Genomic DNA, 18100 nt, shown 5'->3' on the forward strand with positions numbered 1-18100 from the left:
GCTTTTATAACAATGAACAGTACAATTATTATTAGAGTAATTCTACGAATTTGTAATTCACAAAAGAAAAACAGTCAGCTATTGTTCAGCTGACTGTTTTAAATCCTCCTTTGTATGACAAACGAATGACAAGCCCTACTCCTTCACACTGCCCAGAACAATCCCTTTCGTAAAATACCGTTGTAGAAATGGATATACAATCAAGATTGGCAACGCCCCAAGAAAGATTTGCGCTGCGCGTGCCGTTCTGTCAGAAACGAGCGCGATAACCTCTAGATCGATATTACTCTTAACCAGCGAATCGAGGCCGACCACGACCGTGTACAAGTAGCTTTGAAGCGGATAATGCGTTGGCGAATTCATGAAGAGGATGCCGTCAAACCAAGAATTCCAATGTGAAACTATGGCAAATAGCGTCAATGTCGCTAAGGATGGCGTAGACAACGGTACATAAATGCGCCACAGAATGCGCCAATGTCCGGCGCCGTCCATCAGAGCAGCTTCCTCCAATTCCTTGGGTAAACTGCGGAAGAAATTGAGCAGAATCACGACGTTGAATACCGGAACTGCATGGTGCAGCACGAGTGCCCAGATCGAATCAAGCAGCCCAAGTGAGCGTATTGTCATATAGAGCGGAATAATACCACCGCTAAACAACATCGTAAACACGAATAGCCAGACGTAAATTGTCCGCCCTTTGAGCGCATATGCCTCCTTAGAGAGTGGATACGCGACCAAGATTGTCAGTACCATATTCAGCGTAACACCCAGTACCACTCTTTGAAGTGTGACGTATAGCGATGTTAGAAATTCTGGTTTACTCAAAATAAAATCATATGATTTCCAAGTGAAATCAATCGGCCAAAAGCTTACTTCGCCTGCTGCCACAGCATTGTTAGAGCTAAGCGACATCGATAGCAAGTGGATGAGCGGCAAGATACATAAAATGGATAAGCCCAAAAGAACCGTGTAGTTCGAGATGACGAACACTTTTCGCGGCCATGATGTAGAATCGAGCATCACGAGTCCTCCTTTTAAAAGATTCGGTAGTTGGCAAATCGGTAGGCTAAGAAATAAGAAGTCGAGATGAGGATAAGTGACACGAGTGATTTAAATAACCCAACCGCTGTTGCAACCCCATACTGTGCATCAACCATCCCAATACGATAGACAAATGTATCGATAATGTCCCCACTTTGGTAAACGATGGGGCTATATAGATTGAATACCTGATCAAAGCCGGCATTGAGCACGTTACCAATACTGAGCGTAGCCAACAACACGATAATGGGTGCCATACCGGGCAGTGTGATATGGAGCGTCTGTTTCCAGCGACCTGCCCCGTCTACCCTTGCAGCTTCGTACAAAGCAGGATTAATGCCTAGAATGGCTGCTAGATAGACTATCGTACTAAACCCAAATTCTTTCCACTCATTGGAGATAACCAATGTGAATGGGAACCAACGATTATCGCCAAGGAAAAATATGGGTTCGATACCAAGACTCTGAAGTCCAGCGTTTACGATCCCTGTTTTCGGTGAAAGCACGTCGATCAGAATACCGCTCAAGATGACCCAGGATAAGAAATGCGGCAAATAAATGAGCGTTTGCATGAACCGTTTCATCGCTTCTTTACGAACTTCATTTAGCAGCAACGCTACAACAATCGGTATAATGAGCCCAACAATAATTTTCATAACGGCAATGTAAACCGTATTCCACAACACTTGATAAAAATCCGGGAGCTCCATGACGTAGCGGAAATTATCTAAACCAATCCATTTGGAATGGAATAATCCTTTCGTCGGTATATACTTCTGAAACGCAATGGCCGCACCTGCCATTGGATAGTAACTGAATATGAAGATAGCTGCCAATCCCGGAATCAACATCATATGCAGTGGGAGCTGGATTCTCCAGTTTCTACCCTTCATTCTGTCTTCCCTCCACTCCAACATTCGTAATGAAAGCATAAAGGGCAGAGCTTAAGCTCCGCCCCTGATAGCTCTATTTATTCTTGCTATACCAGTCATTTACTTCTTTCTCGATGGCATCGCCGCCAAGCTTCTTAAACTCATCAGCGAATTTATCAAAGTCGTCGATGGATGTGTCACCCATAATAATTTTCGTATACGTCTCGTATATTTTCTTTTTGAGGGTTGGCAATTTCTCCGACATCGCAGGTGTTGCAGAACCCAGGAACTGGTTATACTGACCAAGTTTAGCCTGTTCGTACTTTTCAATCACACTGAAAGTACCGTCGGCACCAAATACCATATTCGAAAACCACATCGTATCATCGCCTGCTTTAAATTTCGACAAGCGTTCGAAATGAATGGTCGCTGGGAAATCGAGCTTGCTTCCGTCACCTTTCTTAAGCGCTTCTTGTACTTTGCGGAACGCTTCAAGATTGGTATTCAACGGATCGATAATGACTGGTGCATACTTGCCTGGGAATATCCCTGTCTTGCTGTCTGTGATAAAAGGATTCGGATTAGGAGCATAAGAGGTTTCGTAATAACGATTCATATAAATGTTAGCCAACTGAATGACAGCTTCTGGGTGTTTCGAGCCTTTCTTCACTACATAGAATGTGTTGGCGGTATCCCCGAGCTGCGGAATAGCGGGCTGTGCATCAGCGGAAATGAGCGGATACGCCTTCCATTGCGCCTTCGGATCCTTCGTATGGTTCTCTTTTTGGATATAGCCGCCATCTGCTACAGTCCCGTAAGCCAAGCCGACACGTCCCGCTGCCACATCCTCTTGAATTTTTGTTGCCGGTTTCACACCGAACTCCTTATCAATCACGCCATCCTTATACAACTGCTGCAGCTTTTTGAGAGGCTCCTTTAGCTCTTTCTGAACAGAACTGTATACAAGCTTGCCTCCTGCATCCTTGACGAACAGATCGACATAAGCATGATAGCTGTTAAAAAATCCGTTTAGCGAGCCATGTCCCCCATCCATGAAGTCCTTGTTCAAGGCAAGACCGATCGTATCTGCTTTACCGTTGCCATCTGGATCCTGCTTAGCAAATGCTGTTGCGGTTTTGAACACGTCGTCCATCGTTTTTGGCTCTGGCAAATTAAGCTTTTGCAGCCAATCCGTTCGAACATAAAGCATAGCGGCTGTGCTAGTACCACCGTTGGAATATGTTCTAGGGATACCGAGCAGTTTGCCGCCAACTGTTGCAGCTTTGAACCCTACACTGCCGTCCTGATTGAGGACGTTTTTCAAGTAAGGGGTAGCATATTGTGCCCACACTTTCGTAAGATCTTCCAACATGTCTGCATCAATAAGCCGTTTCATCTCTTCTTTATTGACTTCCAGAAAATCAGGAAGATCGCCCGATGCTACCGAGACGTTCAACTTCTGATGATACTGCGAAGCATCGACAGACCATACATTCTTCACTTTAATGCCATAGTCATTCTCGAAAATCTTTGTCCAAATGTTACTATCGATGGAGTCCCCCTCGGCGTATTTCATCGTTGCATCAACAGAGCGGACCGTAGAAACCTCGATTGGCGGATTGTACTTGGCTAATGGTTGAGCGCTAGTCGCTGCCGTTGGCGAAGGACTTACCGATGTGGTGCTGGTTGCAGCCGGCTGATCTTCTGTCTTTCCACAGGCACTTGCGAGAACTGATAAGGCAAGAACCGCGCCTAGTGATGCAGCTCCCAACTTTTTATTTCCCATGTTCATTTCCGTTTCCCCCTATTTGGCAATTCGATCTTGTTTGGTACTCCTTTATTATAAAATCAAGTGATCCCTGTTCGAAACGGGACATTTTTGCGCCAGTTGACTTTTTTTAACTAGTTTTCCATATGGCTATTTCTAGCAAAATAATGGAAAAAAAGCGGCCAAAGTATGGTCGCTAAAACAAACTATTTCATCACGGATTCTCGGTATTCCTGTGGAGTTACCCCTGTCTCCTTCTTGAATAGTCTAGTAAAATAGGCTGCCGAATCTAGGCCGACAAGTGCGGCAATCTCTTGGATTTTGTGATCGCTTGTTCGCAGCAGTTGTTTACTTCTCGTTATTCGAACTTCCGTCACGTACTCCAGTAAGCCTTGCCCCGTCGTCTGCTTGTACATCCGAGACAGATAGGGGGAACTCAGATGAACGAGTTCGGAAATCTTCGTCAAGGACAATTCCTCATTCAGGAATTCGTTGACATATTGCTTGATCCGCCCAATCAAGTCGGTCGTCCGCTCCGCCTGCTTTCGTCCGTTATACTCAGCCAGGGAGTCGGCAATGGCAGCCAGTCGGTGTACGGTGGCACGGAGGTCGACTTGCCCAGGCAGTTGAACGAGCGCTTCTAGGCTAAATGCCGCACCAATCAGTGAAGCTAATCGACGTTTATTGATGTAGGTAATGAAAAAGGAGGACATATTGACGACCATCTCCAGTTTCAGGAGCTCTCCCTCTTGACCATCCGGCAGAACAGACGCCTTAACCGCAAGTTCGGCAAACAACTTACGGCAAGCCTCTCTCTCACCGTTATCGAGATAGGTTTCCAGTAAGTCGAGGTTACGCGTATAAGCTCGCATATCATTCTCTGCGAAGAAATCTCGGCTTGACCTTTGCTCTTCGCCTGCTGATTCAGGAAGCTCTCTCATCAATACCTCGAGATCGTTATACGCGCCGCCTGCCAGCTGAATCTTGAGCATATCCACGCGTGTGGACAAGTCCTCCCACTTAGATGGCGTAGAAGCAAGTATGAGCGAAATAGGAACTTTAAGTGAGCTCTTTGTGGCATTCTGAATAAGCTCAGCATTTCCCGCAAGCAGCTTGTATGCCTGTTCTTCAGCAAGCGCCCCTTCTTCACCTGAGGGGAACTGCACGAGCCATATGAACCTGCCACGGTCATAGGGGAAAGCCGCAAATTTCAGCGTGTCCTTCAAATATTCTTCCGCAATATTTTGAATGGAATAATACAGCAGCGCTTTATCACCAGGCAAGGTGAAGGAACCCCATTCATCGATGCGTCCCAAGGCAATCTGCACCGGTAACCTAGCGTCCAGTCCAATCTCCAGCTCAGCGAACCGCCGGATCCGTGCATCGAGAGAATCCACTTCCCCTTGTGCCAGCTGCAACAAATAATCACGCTGTAGTGAGGGGACAGCGATATGCAGCTGTTCGCGAGATCTCTTCAAAATGGCTTCACTGTCAACTTCCCGCGCGATATCGTCAAGTGCCTTCTGAATCGCACGAATAATCGCTTCGTCCCCCTCTGTTTTGAGGACATAGTCGATACCTCCCTTGCGAATCGCTGACTGAGCATAGCCAAAATCATCGTATCCGGTCAGGAAAATCACGCGACAGCGAGGCCATTTGCCACGTGCAAGGTCCGCCAGTTCCATTCCGCTCATGCCGGGCATGCGAATGTCGGTGAGCAGGATATCCATTTTTCCTTCGTCAAACTTCTGAAGAGCCTCTCTTCCCGAATATGCCTTCACGATCTCGGCTTCCAGCCATTCCAGCTCCATGAGGGCGTCTGCCAAGTATTTAACAGCTAAAGGTTCATCATCAACAATCATTACCTTCATCATGGCTTAAGCCCCTCTTTCTTCAATGGCTATTGCGGGGAGCGGAATAACAAGCGATACACGCAGTCCTCCGCTAGGTATTGTCGCTATGCGAATACCCGCTAGATCACCGTATTTGAGCCGGAGCCTGCGATGAACATTCAATACGCCTGTAATTTCAGTTGGTTGGTCTTTGCCATTCAGCAAGCCGTGCCAACGTTCAAGTTCATCTTCCGTCATCCCTTTTCCGTTATCCTCAACATGGATGAGCAATAGTTCATTCCCACTTTGTTCCGTATGGACAGTGAAACCTATTGTGACATGCCTATTCTCATGCTCAAGTTCGAAGCCATGTTGGTAGGCGTTCTCAACAATCGGCTGTAGAATGAGGCGAGGAATCAAGACCTTCTTCAACCCTTCCTCCACTTGTTCGATTGAGAATGTAATATGTCCGGAGAATCGAATCGTTTGAATTTCACAAAGTGCTCGAACATGCTGCAGTTCCTGCTCTATCGGTACCTCATCCACACCGTTTCGCGTGACATATTGAAAATAATCACCCAAATATTTGGAAAACCGGGTCGAATTATCAAAATCATGCGCCTTGGTCATTCGATAGAGCAAATAGAAGCTGTTATATAAAAAGTGCGGATTAATCTGCGACTGGAGCTGCTTAAGCTCCGACTGCTGCACGCGAATTTGTTGCTCATAGACTTCAAATACAAGCTTATTGAGATGGGTCACCATGAAGTTGAATTGTTCATATAAATCGTGAAACTCATCACTGCTTTTGTACGTTAGTGCGACCTGCAGATCACCGGACTCCACCTTCCGAAAGGCACGGATCAACTTTTGCAGCGGTCTGTGAATCAACCGATACATATACAGCGAGAAAAGCACGACAACTACGATGGCGACGAGCGTGATCAGCCACATATATAACCGATATCGGTCAAGCGCACCCATAACAGCGTTTTCAGGCACAAAGGCAAGCAGCGTGATCCCGAGCGCGGGGGAATAAGCCGAAACTGTTAAAAACGGTTGCCGATCTATGGAAATGGTCCTCATATCTGCTGGAGCTTCCATCGTTCCGGTTTTCTCCAATTGTAAAGCTTGTTCTCGCAACCGAAGGCTGATCGATTCATACGCTGCTTCGTTACTCGTACTTACGATGGCCCAATCCGGGTGAATAACGGCCGCGCCCCCCAGTTTACTATCGGACATCTGGGCCAAGTATTGTTTGATCTTCGGAATGGACAACTCTAGTTCCAAAACGAACATCGGGTCGCGCCCGTCCGCGACTTGCGTTGTTGGGTAATATTCCCGCAACAGCACCTTTTCCTCGTCATGATAAAAGAGTCCGCGGTGCGCAATGGCAGCGTCTTTCTTCAACTTTAGCAACTTATCCTGAAGCAAGTTACCGGACAGCTCGTCCGACGATATGGTCTTCCCGATTGGCGGAATATAAGCACTGGCTCTAGCAACGTAAAGGCTTGACTGCTTCATCACGTTCAACCTGGCTTGAAATCGCTTGATGGCGGCAAGCTTCTGGTAATCCGTTAAACTTTCACTCGTAATGCTGAGCGATTCCAAATCTTCGTCGTTCACATACTCCCGCTGCAGGCGCTGCAAGCGATCTATCTCATTTTCAAGCGATGTGCGATAGAAGAGAAGTTGGAACTGGAGCGATTTAAAAATCTCTTTGCGCACGAGTGTGGAGCCCCAATCGTTAATCCGCGTACCGACAACATACATCGGGGAGATGACGATCAAGAACGTTACAATCAGTTTACTCAAAATTGAAAACCTTCTATTTCCCCATCCGTTTCGCACAGATTCACCCGCATCTTTCTTTTCTTTTTATTATATAGGAGACTGCGTCTACCGAATACTGTTGGATTTCTTTCAGCATAATCAACTCCACTTCAATTAAGCTATGAAAATCACAATCATTATTGGAGGAATGCTACGATTTTGATATAATCAGCTAGACTTCTAAGGATTGAGAATGTAAGGAGGATTGCACGATGATTCACCCAATCGCTATTTACTTCGAGCACTGCGAGGCGGAATGGCATGTCCCCCGTGCAGCAGCGAATAATCATATCCTGATCATGATGACTGGCGGCGAAATCACATATACCGTTGGCAACCAAACATTTATCCTCAAAAAAGGGGATCTGCTATTCGTGCCGGAAGGCCATATTCGAAGCGCGCTGAACATCTCCAAGCGCGACCACGATATGTATGTTGCACACTTTCGTTATGAGGGGACTGGAGACGAGTTGCCGCTGCTGGCCGAGCCCGCTTGTCAACTTTCCAGACCGCACAACTTTGAATACATTAAGCAGCGCTTCTCTTCGCTCACGCAGTACTGGCTTCAAAAATCTACCTATACGCATACGCTTTGCCATAGTGTACTGCTAGAAATCATCGCTATTATCAATGATGAAGCTCATAAAGGAGCAATTTCACATCCTAAAGCTCATGGCATTACCATGCAGCTGAAGGACTATATTTTGCATCACTACCGCGAACAACTCGACATGGAAGAAATGGCCAATCATATCGGTCGAACACCGAACTATATCAGCACTGTTTTCCGTGAAACTACTGGGCAGACGATTACAGCTTATATCCAGCAAATTCGAATCGCTGCCGCATGCGATCTCTTGACCGGCTCTCAGATGAGCATCGGAGAAATCTCCGATTTCCTCGGCTTTTGTGAGCAATCCTATTTTAATAAAGTATTCAAAAAAGTAACGGGAACTATGCCCTCCGCGTATGTAAAAGAGCGGTTGAAGGTATGGCAGTAAGTTCACGAGCTATGAATCCACATGTCAAAAAATCGTAGAATTACTCCAAAAACCATCCCGGTGTTCATTGTTTCCGTGCTGGTTTTTTCCTACAATGAAAGGTAATCAGATCATCTTACTACCCATTGACTGGAGGAATCACCGATGGACACATCCGCTAATGCCACACATCAGCTTGACGCGAACTTACAGCCCGACGAACCTCGTACGGATCAGTGGGAATGGCATTCGCCGCTTGTCTCCCCCTTCCGAATCACCGGTCTTCCTTGGCTTGCTCAGGATGGACTTTATCGAAGATTGCCGCTGCATCCGAGCCACCCCATTCGATCCGAAGTGGATCGTCTTGCCAACTATACAACCGGTGTGCAGGTACGCTTTGCAACGAACTCCCCGAAGCTTGCCGTTAGAGTCGTACTGGCGGACAGAGCCACGATGTACCAAATGCCCGCTACGGCGCAATGCGGCATCGATTGTTATATCGGTCCGTCAGGAGCTCAGCAGTATATAAACACCACGCGCTTCGATCTTGCGCAAGCGGAATATGAGAGCGTTCTCTTCGAATCCTTCTCCAAGGAAATGCGGGAGATTACGTTAAATCTCCCCTTGTATCAAGGGGTCAAGGAGCTATGGATTGGTACTTCTCCTACTTCTTCCGTAGCTGAATTTCAAGGGTTCGCCTCCGATAAAAAAGTACTGATCTATGGCACCTCCATCACCCATGGTGCTTGTGCCTCTCGACCTGGCATGGCTTATCCTAATCAGTTAAGCCGCATGTTTCCCCTCGAGATCGTAAGTCTCGGGTTCTCAGGCAACGCACAGGGTGAGCCCGAATTGGCTCATCTCATTAGCCAAATCCAAGATCCCGCCTTGCTTGTTCTCGATTATGAAGGGAATACGCCAAGCAAAGAGCATTTGGCACAATCGCTGCCCACTTTTATTCGCATCTATCGCGATGTCTATCCGGATGTCCCTATCCTCGTGATCTCCAAAATTCCTTACGCCAAAGAAGCCTTTGACGAGGAACTGCGTCAACGTCAAGAAGGCCTCAAAATACTGCAGCGTGAAACGGTAGAACGCTTGAATCAAGAGGGGGATGCTCATGTTCACTTCTGTGACGGCTCAGAGCTGCTGGGGGCAGACTTCCAAGAAGCCACGACGGATGGCATTCATCCTTCTGACTTAGGCTATAAGAACATGGCCGAAAGACTTCAACCGGTTATAGCGAAACTTCTACAAACTTGAGGCAAATCAAGATACGAATAAGGAGCTAGGCGGTTTTGCGCTTAGCTCCTTTGCTTTTGGCATGTAACTACTCTTTGATTTCACAGTCAACCATCACATGAATCGTATCGCCTTTGTGCTCGTTCCGCAATTGAAAGGCACGTTCCACCTCATTGAGCGGCACCACATGCGTTATCATTTCTTCCGTATTCACTAGTCCATCCAGTACAAGCCGGAGCCCTTCCTCGAAATATCGTCGGTTGTCGATATCACGTTTCGGCTCGGTTGAGAGGATGTCCAATCTTTTCTTGTGAATCTTAAAAAAATCTACAGGCTTATGGCAGGTGCCGATGCAACCGTACATGACAATTCGCCCATTCTGAGCAGCTGCTTGGATGGCGTCTACCATGCCTTCGCCTTCTAGCAGACAAGGAATTACGACGTCAAAACCATCAGGAAAATCATGCTTTAATATTTCCATGGTATCGGCATGCTCATGGGGAATTTTGTACGTATGCGTTGCGCCGTATTTGCGAGCAAGTGCAAGCTTTTCATCGAATAAGTCTGTTACGACTAGATTTCGCGGACTGTACAAGCTGACCACTTGCGTCATGATAAGCCCACTAACCCCTTGTCCTGTTATCAGCACATTCTTATTCGGCGAGATTTCAGCTAGCTCGGCTGCGTGGATGATGCCTGGCAACACTTCGATTAAGGAGCCTTCGATGAGCGGCAAATCTTTAGGAAGCACTTTAACCGAGAACGGCTCACAGCAGACATATTCCGCAAAGGCTCCCCACACATAACGCAATGCCACATGATCGCCTTGTTTGATTCCCGTAACATTCTTGCCGACTTTATCAATAACGCCTGCGACCTCATGACCAAGGCGTGTCGGATACGAAATAAATTCGGGTTCGCGGGCCCCCCGGAACACCTCGACATCACTACCGCAAATCCCTACCCATTTCACTTTGACACGTACTTCACCTTCGTTCGGTTCAGGGATCAACGCTATGCGATTACTAACCTTTCCAATTCCGTCCATTACGGCACATACTTGCGTATGTGGTCCTTTATCGTCAACTAGTTCCATGGGAGGAACAGACATTTTCCTAACCATACATCCACACCTCTCTGAGATAATTCAGTGTTACGACTAGAAGTAAGAAACAATTATGTCATTAGCGCTAAGCGAGCTTTGCTCACGCCGTGCTGGACAGGTTCTCCATGCCAATAACGATATATATCCTCAACTAAAGATCTTCCAATTCGTTTCCGGGAAGACGGGTTCACACCTGCAATATGCGGCCTGATTAGCACATTAGGCAATTGACGCAACTCACTGTTCAGTGGCAACGGCTCCTGTTCAAATACATCCAACGCAGCAAAAATACGATTCGTTCGCAGTTCCTCAATCAGTGCTTGCTCATCAATGACGCTTCCCCGAGACGTATTAATGAGGAGGCAGCCATCTTGAATCAAGCGAAGCTCATCTCGTCCGATCATGTGGTCCGTTTCGGGAATCATAGGCAAATGTAGGGAGATTACGTGTGCACACTTCAATACATCATGCAAGGGAAGCAATTCTACGCCGAGCTCTGCGGCCTTATCTGGTTTCATGTAAGGATCATATGCGATAAATTGCACCTGGAACGGCTTCATTAAGCGAATGACCTCCTGAGCCACCATGCCAAGCGCGACAAAACCTACCGTTTTCCCTCGCAGCTCATCCGCCTCCATCGCGAGAGATTTCCAGCTGACATCCGATCTCATCGACTCATCTACAAGCTTAATCCGATGACCTACAGCAAGGATTAGTGCCATGATCGATTCCGCAACTGATTCAGCAATTGCGTGACCTCCTGATAACACCGTTATGCCTCTATCAAAAGCTTCAGCCGCTACGACATGTTTCACCGAGCCTGCCATATGAGCGACTAACTCAAGCTTCGGAGCTGAGTCAAGCATATCCCTCGTAATGGGTAAACTCCCCCACGTGGAAATACAAGCGGAAGCATCCTCAAGATGACTAATCAGTTCAGCCGGAGTGAATGGACGATCGAATGGATTTAATACAAGCTCTCCTACCTGTTTTAACTTCTCCACTACGTCCGGTTCCAAAAAAGCAGACAGCTCATTTTGTTGTATCTGCGCAACAATTTTCCTAGTCACAGTCTTTTTCCCTTCTCTCCTGTAAGGCATCATCTAGCCGAACCACCGAATTCGTCGTCATAGACGTAAATATGGCATCCATCACACGCATAACTCCCAGCACTTCATCTCCTGCCGCCAAAGGCTTGCGTTTCTCCAATAGCGAATCAACAAATTCCTCTAGCTGCCATGTAAAGTTTGAAGCATGCTTGCCCCAGCATTCTACTTTCTCGCCATTGTCCCAAAGCTCATACTCGTCCTTCAGATGCAATACACCTTTGGTTCCTGTCATGTAACGGAGGTATACGCTGTCTTGCGTACGCCAGATCCGTTCGCTGCCAAGTCCTTCCTCGTCGCCCGGAACTCTTCCGGCGTTGAAAGACATCATCACGTTTGCCATCCGATTGCGCGAAAATTTCAACGAGATGCTAACTTCGTCTTCCCCTTCCCAATTCGGATTATGGGAGTAGCCTTGCGCATAGACGGTTTCCGGCAGTTCGCCGTATGCCCAAACGATATAATCCAAGATATGACTGCCCCACAGGGGAATGATAAAGCCTCCGATGTGCTTAACATCCTTCCACCAATCCGCTGCCGGTTTATCGATATATGCTAACAGCATGGCATGAATAGTGAATAAATCGCCAATCTCTCCCCTATGGATTTTGTCAATCGACTTCATCACAGGACCGAAAAATCTTCGACTCTGTCCGACCATTAAGGTTACTCCGTTCTGCTCGGCGGTTTCGACCATTTGCTTGCCTTCGGAATAGTTGAGTGCCATTGGCTTTTCAATTAGCACATGCTTGCCTGCCTCCATCGCTTTAATGGCATAAGGTGCATGCAAATCATGCGGCAGCAGGAGCAGAAAGGCATCAATTGCTGGATCCCCAAGGGCATCATCAAAGGAAGTGTATAGGCTTACGCCAACCCAACCTGCCGCCGCCCGATCCGCTTTATCCGGGTCACGGGAAACAATGGCCTGTAAAGTGACTTTATCTCGCAACTCTTCAATCGCTGGCAAATGCGAGCTAGCTACCCTGCCCAATCCAACGACTCCTAAGCGTATTTTATCCGCCATACACACGCCATCCTTCCTTGCACATTAGTTAGATTAAAAGAGTGTTCTGGCATAACGGATGTCATCCCGAATTAGTCGATCAACTTCCGACTCTGCCGTATACTCTGCCGTCAAACAGATAACCCCTTCATATTTTCGTTTGGTTAGGTAGGCCGCAACACGTTCCCAAGAAGCCATGCCTTGACGCCCGGATGTAAAATGACGCTCCCATTGAGCTTGCTCTGCTTCCGGTCCGTTGCTGCGTGTATAAAAGACATTTTTGAGATTAACCATATGCAGATGTGACCACACAATATCTAACCCAAATTCAGGCTGTTGACCAGCCAAAGCATCATGGGAGCAATCCCAGACAGCTCCTACATAATTAGGATTGAGATCTTGCAGCAAGCGCATCAGACCCGAAGAATCCGGAATAAAGTCACCGTAATGCTGCTGAACGCTAACTTTAACCCCGTACTGCTCACAAAGATGAGATACGTCTTCTAAGTGCTTACGCAGCTTAGCGACCGATTGGAGATAGCCTTCTTCAAGTGAAATGGCCGGCATAATTCGAATGCTAGGAATCTCAGCCTCTGCGCAAGCCGAAAAAATGCGTTCATCAGTTTGACTAGCCACGCTAAATATCCGCAATCCATGATCGGCAAAATAAGAAGCGAGCTTCGGTAAGCCTTTTGCCGCATCAGCGGGCTCCAGTTGGAATCCTTCTCGTAAGGGAAACTCTACACCATCAAAGCCGCTCTCTTTCACAAACTTGACTAACTCTTGCACGGGCGTCGTTCTCCACGGTTTGGTAAAAACAGAAAATTGTACAGGTGACTGCGTCATTTGTAACACTCCTTTTTTTGAGTTAAACATCTGCTTTCCTTTTGGCATGCTGAACATTCTCAGACCTCTTGTGGTATTCCTTATATGTTTCAAGCTGGAATACTTCTTGTATCCTCGCTAGGGGCCACTCTTGATCATTGGACTCCATAGTGAATATATTTTCTTGAGAAAAGCTTTCGATGGTCACTTTGCTTCCCAGTCTGCCTTGAATTTCTAGAAGCTTGTCATACTGATTGTCGATATGAAAGATTTGTTTCTCCAGATCGATTGTCTTTGCCGTCCATCCTCCCCACTTGGAAGTCGACGCAAGAATTTTGCCTGTCTTATCAATTATTTTGGAATGGTTCGTTCTTACCGAGGAGACGACATAGTACGAATTGAACCAGGCATGTGCCTCAAGCGGAAAGCCGCCATCATAGGCGGATGGCCATACAACAAGTTCAGCGCCCTTCAATTTCAGTGAATGCCATAGATCCGGATAACCGATATCAAAACAAATGGCAATGCCGACTTTACCGAAATCCGTCTCAAACACAGGTATTTCAGTACCGGGTGTTATGCCATCAAGCTTCATCTCACCATCGGTCGGATAATATTTGAGATATCTCCCGGCCAGATTGCCTTCTCGGTCAAATAACCAAGCAGCGACATATTTGTTGCCACCGATCCATTCGTGGACACTTGCGATAATGTAACTGTTGAGTCGCTCGGCTTGTTTGGAGAGGGCATGGTACGTTTGCTGCGTCAATTCATCTGAAGTTTCATGGAGATGGTCGCCCCCGGCTACGAGAAACACTTCAGGGAAACAGACAAGATCTGGCTTCAGCTCTGTGAAAGCATTCAGCATGTTCATAGCTCTTTGCAAATTGTCTTCTTGTGTAGAGCCTTGAATGAGTTCTTCGTTAAAGCAGGTGCTAATGACATTCACTTTTCTTGGCATGCTGTTTACTCCTTCATGCAGGGCCGTCATAGGACGGCCCCACCATTCTCTTTCGTTATCACACTACGAATTTGCAAGCTCTCCCGTAATGCCTAGCAATGCAATAATCGCTTTGGACTGACCGCTCAAATCAATTGTAGTAATTGTTTTCTCTGGATTCGGGTTCGTAAACAACGTGTTAAACACGGCACGTTCTCCCCCAGCTGACATGGTATATTTCTTGGCAATGACGACTGCAGGATTAATGGAAGGCACATACCAATCATCAATATTTTGTTGGAACACAATAGGTTGAGCCACTTGTGTGCCGTCGGCATAATGAATGATATAATTCCCAATCGTTGTACCGCTTGGTGCGATCGGATACATCAGGGTGTGAAGAAATCCAACTTTGCTAAACTTTTGATTCACAGGAATCCCCGTCAAACTTACTGGCAAGTTCGGCCTGATTGTCGAACCACCAGCAATCATCACAACGCTGGGATCCGTCGTGCTCGTTGGCAATTGATAAGGAATACCGCCGATCACTTGCTCCCCCGTTTGGAAATTCGAGTTGGCAATGTTCTCTGGACCAAAGTCTGCCCAGCCCCCCTGCCCATCTCCTGCAGGCGTTTCGTCACTATACGACTGATTGGCCAAAGACGATAAGGAGATATACGATTTTTTAGACGTGTCCAACTGCATCGTCACCTCTTGCGGTATATCAACGACATTGACGAAGTCGAGTGATTCGACGACAAAGGAGCCGCTGCTGTTTGCTGTTATGCCAATCCCTACAGAAACCGCACTCGTTGGCACTGGATCTATCACAATATCTTTGGTAATCGTCACGTAATCCGTCCCTAAATCCGTTATTTGCTTAGCAGCATAAGCCGTACCTTGATACCACAAGTAGACATTCGGATTTTCAGTTATTTTTTTGATTTTCGCAGATAATCTATACGTGCCGGGCTCCGGAGGCATGATCCCTGTCTGTCTGATCGTTACCCGCTCCTGGCCAGTCGCACTCATTTGAACCGCATAGTTTCCTGCCTGCTGACCATGAACCGTACAGACGCTGCCACCTTTCGAAGCCGTAAATAAATACTCCCATTCTTGCGGAATTGCCGTACACAAATTCATATTGGCATCCCCGGTTAAATTAATAAAATCAGCGTTTCTGAGCAGCGGCCTCGCTTCTAAGGCGACTGCACTTGCCACTTGTATCGGACCCGTGCTTTCGATATAAGCAATATTCGAAATCTGAATCACTTTATTGCCGTTAGCTTTCGTTGTTATTGTAATCGGGTGATCATAAAGATCGACAACAGACGATATATCTCCGCTCAATTCATACTCGTAAGCACCTGCCGTTGTATTGTTCGCTCCAAGAATAGAAAGCCTTTTCCCATTGGTTAATTCAAAAGACTGTCTGACTTTGAATGTATTCGTTGAGATTCCCGGCCACGTCAACGTCTCTTTAATGGAACTCGCTTTACGAATTTTGTTATTGAATACACCTAACACATAGTAATCGGGTTCCGGTGATAGGGTATAGCGATTAAAGAACACTTCAAACGTGCCCATATTAATAAATTTGCTGTAACCCATCTTCAAATAGTCGACGAGCCATTCCACCGTCATGTATAACCGGGTATCTCGATCTGATGTTGTAAAATGCATCTGCTCACTCATCCAATACTCGGTTCCCGGACGAGCTTGTTTTAATTTATTCACCCATGGTGTCGTTTTCGAGTTTGATTTGGCCCCCTCATAGCCATGAACATTATAAATATCAAAATAGTCGACGCCATTCTGATACTGAGCCGCATTATCGAAGAAAACCGTCGGCAGTTTCACATTATCGGCGTGATCCGAATACCCGCTCGTCAAAATTTGTGCATTGGGATCTGCTCGTTTGACTTCCCGATAAGCAATTTTGAGCAATTCCATGTATTGGGCATCTGTTCCCGTTAACGTCGCAGCAACACTCGACTCCGCATTGAAATTGGCTTCATTATAAATTTCCCAATATTTTACTTCGCCCTTATAGCGGCTTACCGTTTGATAGATATAATTGGCCCACTCGCCCTCAAAATCTTTAGGGACCCAGCGCTCAGGCCGATTTGCCAAAATGCTCGTTAGCATGATCGCATCCGTCGGTTTCGTCGTCGCCCAACGGGACGGGTAGCCTAACACGCCTAGAACTTCAAGCCCCGCTGCTCTGCTTTTCGTAACGTATTGATCTGTTTTCTCCCAATTAAAGTTGCCTTTCGTAGGTTCCACAACATTCCAGAGGAATACTTTAGCTTCAGCCCACGTGCGTGTTATTCGAGCATTCACATCCGTCCAGACTTTCGGATCCCAGTCATATTTGGAATGAAATCCATAAAAATCTGCATAGACCCCATCTGTGACCGAAGTATCATTAACTGGAAGTACGGCAATGGCATTTTCATAGTCGGCGATGAGGCTGCTGCCTAAAGATACCGTCGTTTTCAACTTGTAATATCCCTCACCATTTAACTCAGGCAAAGCCAAATCGTGAATTGCATATTTACCGCCATTTTCGGACAACACAGTGAAATTCTTGCTCAGGATCGGTTGACTGCTCGTATTTGCAACATCGAAGTTAACGGCTGTGGCTTCAATGTTAACGTTATAATTGAGATCTTCACCGCTGTAATTCAGTGAAAGCATAGGAAAACTAATGCTTTCTCCTACAACATATTGCTGTGTTTCAGCACGCCAAGCGGGAGCTAATGTTTGGTAATTGGTGGATCGATGCCAATTCGTTCTATACCGCTCCACGGTTTTCATATCATTTTTGACAAGCAGACTTGTATCGCTGTCCGCTTGAAATTTACTGTCGGGCATACTTAGCAGTTCCGACGAAGATAACTCTCTCGTTGAAATTTTTAATTGCTCAACATTGAAAGGTTCTGCCTTTTCGACTTGAAATACATGTGAATACAAGTCTTCATTTAAAGGCCCAGTCATGGACACTTCACTGACCACTCCACTCGGTATCGAGAGCTGCTGCTGCATCCCATTGACATATAAACGGATCCGGCTAATGTTCGTCGACGGGGAGTAATTCCAGGTCAATGCCACGTTTACACGCTCTCCCGAGGTGTATGAAAATGATGTAAGTGCGCCGCTAAATGAATTCGTGGCATCTTTACGAATAACAAATTTCAACTGAGCGTTCTCTTCGACTGGCGGTATATAAATACCTAACAAGGTATTACGACCTTCGCCTAAATCCCTTGAAGGTGTAACAGCGAACGCGAATTCAAAATCATTTCCCGATTCCGCCGCCGGCTTCGTAGGATGCATCGTCATTTCAATGGTGCCTTGATCAGGTCGCAGAATCCCCCGCGTGTAATGCTTAAATAACGTATCGGTTTGGTAATAATACGTATTTTGTGCATTCGTGGTGGCCGCGTTCCCAACAGTGGGCATCAACGGTAGTGCGGAAAGTGCTAGAATTGAAATCATTAACCATATCAGGGCTGTCATACCTCTGCGCCTGTTACTCATGTTCATCCTT

General features: G+C 46.6%; 13 protein-coding genes. 2 read left to right on the forward strand and 11 right to left on the reverse strand.

Annotated features, from left to right (window positions below):
* Positions 1-135 precede the first annotated feature (135 nt).
* The 5 genes from AC58PV_RS01405 to AC58PV_RS01425 form a co-directional block, all read right to left on the reverse strand.
* A complete protein-coding gene (locus tag AC58PV_RS01405) occupies positions 136-1020 on the reverse strand; it encodes a carbohydrate ABC transporter permease (protein WP_497430507.1) in 885 nt (294 codons plus the stop codon).
* A gap of 14 nt (positions 1021-1034) precedes the next feature.
* Positions 1035-1934 (reverse strand): ABC transporter permease, encoded by a 900-nt coding sequence (locus AC58PV_RS01410; protein WP_497430508.1) that lies wholly within the window; start codon positions 1932-1934, stop codon positions 1035-1037.
* 73 nt (positions 1935-2007) lie between these two features.
* Positions 2008-3705, reverse strand: coding sequence for a type 2 periplasmic-binding domain-containing protein (locus AC58PV_RS01415; RefSeq protein ID WP_497430509.1), 1698 nt, complete (start codon positions 3703-3705; stop codon positions 2008-2010).
* A gap of 182 nt (positions 3706-3887) precedes the next feature.
* Entirely contained in the window at positions 3888-5555 is a 1668-nt protein-coding gene (locus AC58PV_RS01420) for a response regulator transcription factor (RefSeq protein WP_497430510.1), read from the reverse strand.
* A 3-nt stretch (positions 5556-5558) separates the two neighbouring features.
* Positions 5559-7328 (reverse strand): sensor histidine kinase, encoded by a 1770-nt coding sequence (locus AC58PV_RS01425; protein WP_497430511.1) that lies wholly within the window; start codon positions 7326-7328, stop codon positions 5559-5561.
* Positions 7329-7558: 230 nt separating this feature from the next.
* On the opposite strand from AC58PV_RS01425, the gene AC58PV_RS01430 reads away from it, so the two are divergent.
* Together AC58PV_RS01430 and AC58PV_RS01435 are read left to right on the forward strand one after the other, a co-directional pair.
* The gene (locus tag AC58PV_RS01430; protein WP_497430512.1) at positions 7559-8347 is read left to right on the forward strand and encodes a helix-turn-helix domain-containing protein; all 789 of its coding nucleotides are present in this window, start codon (positions 7559-7561) and stop codon (positions 8345-8347) included.
* Positions 8348-8491: 144 nt separating this feature from the next.
* On the forward strand, positions 8492-9589 hold the full coding sequence (locus tag AC58PV_RS01435; protein ID WP_497430513.1) for an SGNH/GDSL hydrolase family protein: 1098 nt from the start codon (positions 8492-8494) through the stop codon (positions 9587-9589).
* A 67-nt stretch (positions 9590-9656) separates the two neighbouring features.
* Here the strand turns inward: AC58PV_RS01435 and AC58PV_RS01440 are convergent, their stop codons facing one another.
* From AC58PV_RS01440 to AC58PV_RS01465, 6 genes are all read right to left on the reverse strand, one after another.
* Complete coding sequence (locus AC58PV_RS01440) at positions 9657-10691, reverse strand: zinc-dependent alcohol dehydrogenase (protein WP_497430514.1); 1035 nt, start codon at positions 10689-10691, stop codon at positions 9657-9659.
* A gap of 53 nt (positions 10692-10744) precedes the next feature.
* On the reverse strand, positions 10745-11743 hold the full coding sequence (locus tag AC58PV_RS01445; RefSeq protein ID WP_497430515.1) for a hydroxyacid dehydrogenase: 999 nt from the start codon (positions 11741-11743) through the stop codon (positions 10745-10747).
* Positions 11736-12803: a Gfo/Idh/MocA family protein gene (locus tag AC58PV_RS01450; protein WP_497430516.1), complete on the reverse strand. Its 1068-nt coding sequence runs from the start codon at positions 12801-12803 to the stop codon at positions 11736-11738. Before AC58PV_RS01450 ends, AC58PV_RS01445 begins: the two co-directional genes overlap by 8 nt.
* A 33-nt stretch (positions 12804-12836) precedes the next feature.
* Positions 12837-13628, reverse strand: a complete 792-nt coding sequence (locus AC58PV_RS01455; RefSeq protein WP_497430517.1) for a sugar phosphate isomerase/epimerase family protein — start codon at positions 13626-13628, stop codon at positions 12837-12839.
* 22 nt (positions 13629-13650) lie between these two features.
* Complete coding sequence (locus tag AC58PV_RS01460) at positions 13651-14568, reverse strand: carbon-nitrogen hydrolase family protein (RefSeq protein ID WP_497430518.1); 918 nt, start codon at positions 14566-14568, stop codon at positions 13651-13653.
* A 63-nt stretch (positions 14569-14631) separates the two neighbouring features.
* Entirely contained in the window at positions 14632-18096 is a 3465-nt protein-coding gene (locus AC58PV_RS01465; RefSeq protein WP_497430519.1) for an endo-1,4-beta-xylanase, read from the reverse strand.
* Between the last annotated feature and the right edge of the window lie 4 nt (positions 18097-18100).

This window comes from Paenibacillus sp. J22FR83 (genome assembly GCF_059691955.1).

Excerpts from the sequence above, each read along its gene's own strand:
- AC58PV_RS01405 (WP_497430507.1), bottom strand. The coding sequence starts at position 1,020 with ATGCTCGATTCTACATCATGGCCGCGAAAAGTGTTCGTCATCTCGAAC.
- AC58PV_RS01410 (WP_497430508.1), bottom strand. The coding sequence starts at position 1,934 with ATGAAGGGTAGAAACTGGAGAATCCAGCTCCCACTGCATATGATGTTG.
- AC58PV_RS01415 (WP_497430509.1), bottom strand. The coding sequence starts at position 3,705 with ATGAACATGGGAAATAAAAAGTTGGGAGCTGCATCACTAGGCGCGGTT.
- AC58PV_RS01420 (WP_497430510.1), bottom strand. The coding sequence starts at position 5,555 with ATGATGAAGGTAATGATTGTTGATGATGAACCTTTAGCTGTTAAATAC.
- AC58PV_RS01430 (WP_497430512.1), top strand. The coding sequence starts at position 7,559 with ATGATTCACCCAATCGCTATTTACTTCGAGCACTGCGAGGCGGAATGG.
- AC58PV_RS01435 (WP_497430513.1), top strand. The coding sequence starts at position 8,492 with ATGGACACATCCGCTAATGCCACACATCAGCTTGACGCGAACTTACAG.
- AC58PV_RS01440 (WP_497430514.1), bottom strand. The coding sequence starts at position 10,691 with ATGGTTAGGAAAATGTCTGTTCCTCCCATGGAACTAGTTGACGATAAA.
- AC58PV_RS01450 (WP_497430516.1), bottom strand. The coding sequence starts at position 12,803 with ATGGCGGATAAAATACGCTTAGGAGTCGTTGGATTGGGCAGGGTAGCT.
- AC58PV_RS01455 (WP_497430517.1), bottom strand. The coding sequence starts at position 13,628 with ATGACGCAGTCACCTGTACAATTTTCTGTTTTTACCAAACCGTGGAGA.
- AC58PV_RS01460 (WP_497430518.1), bottom strand. The coding sequence starts at position 14,568 with ATGCCAAGAAAAGTGAATGTCATTAGCACCTGCTTTAACGAAGAACTC.
- AC58PV_RS01465 (WP_497430519.1), bottom strand. The coding sequence starts at position 18,096 with ATGAACATGAGTAACAGGCGCAGAGGTATGACAGCCCTGATATGGTTA.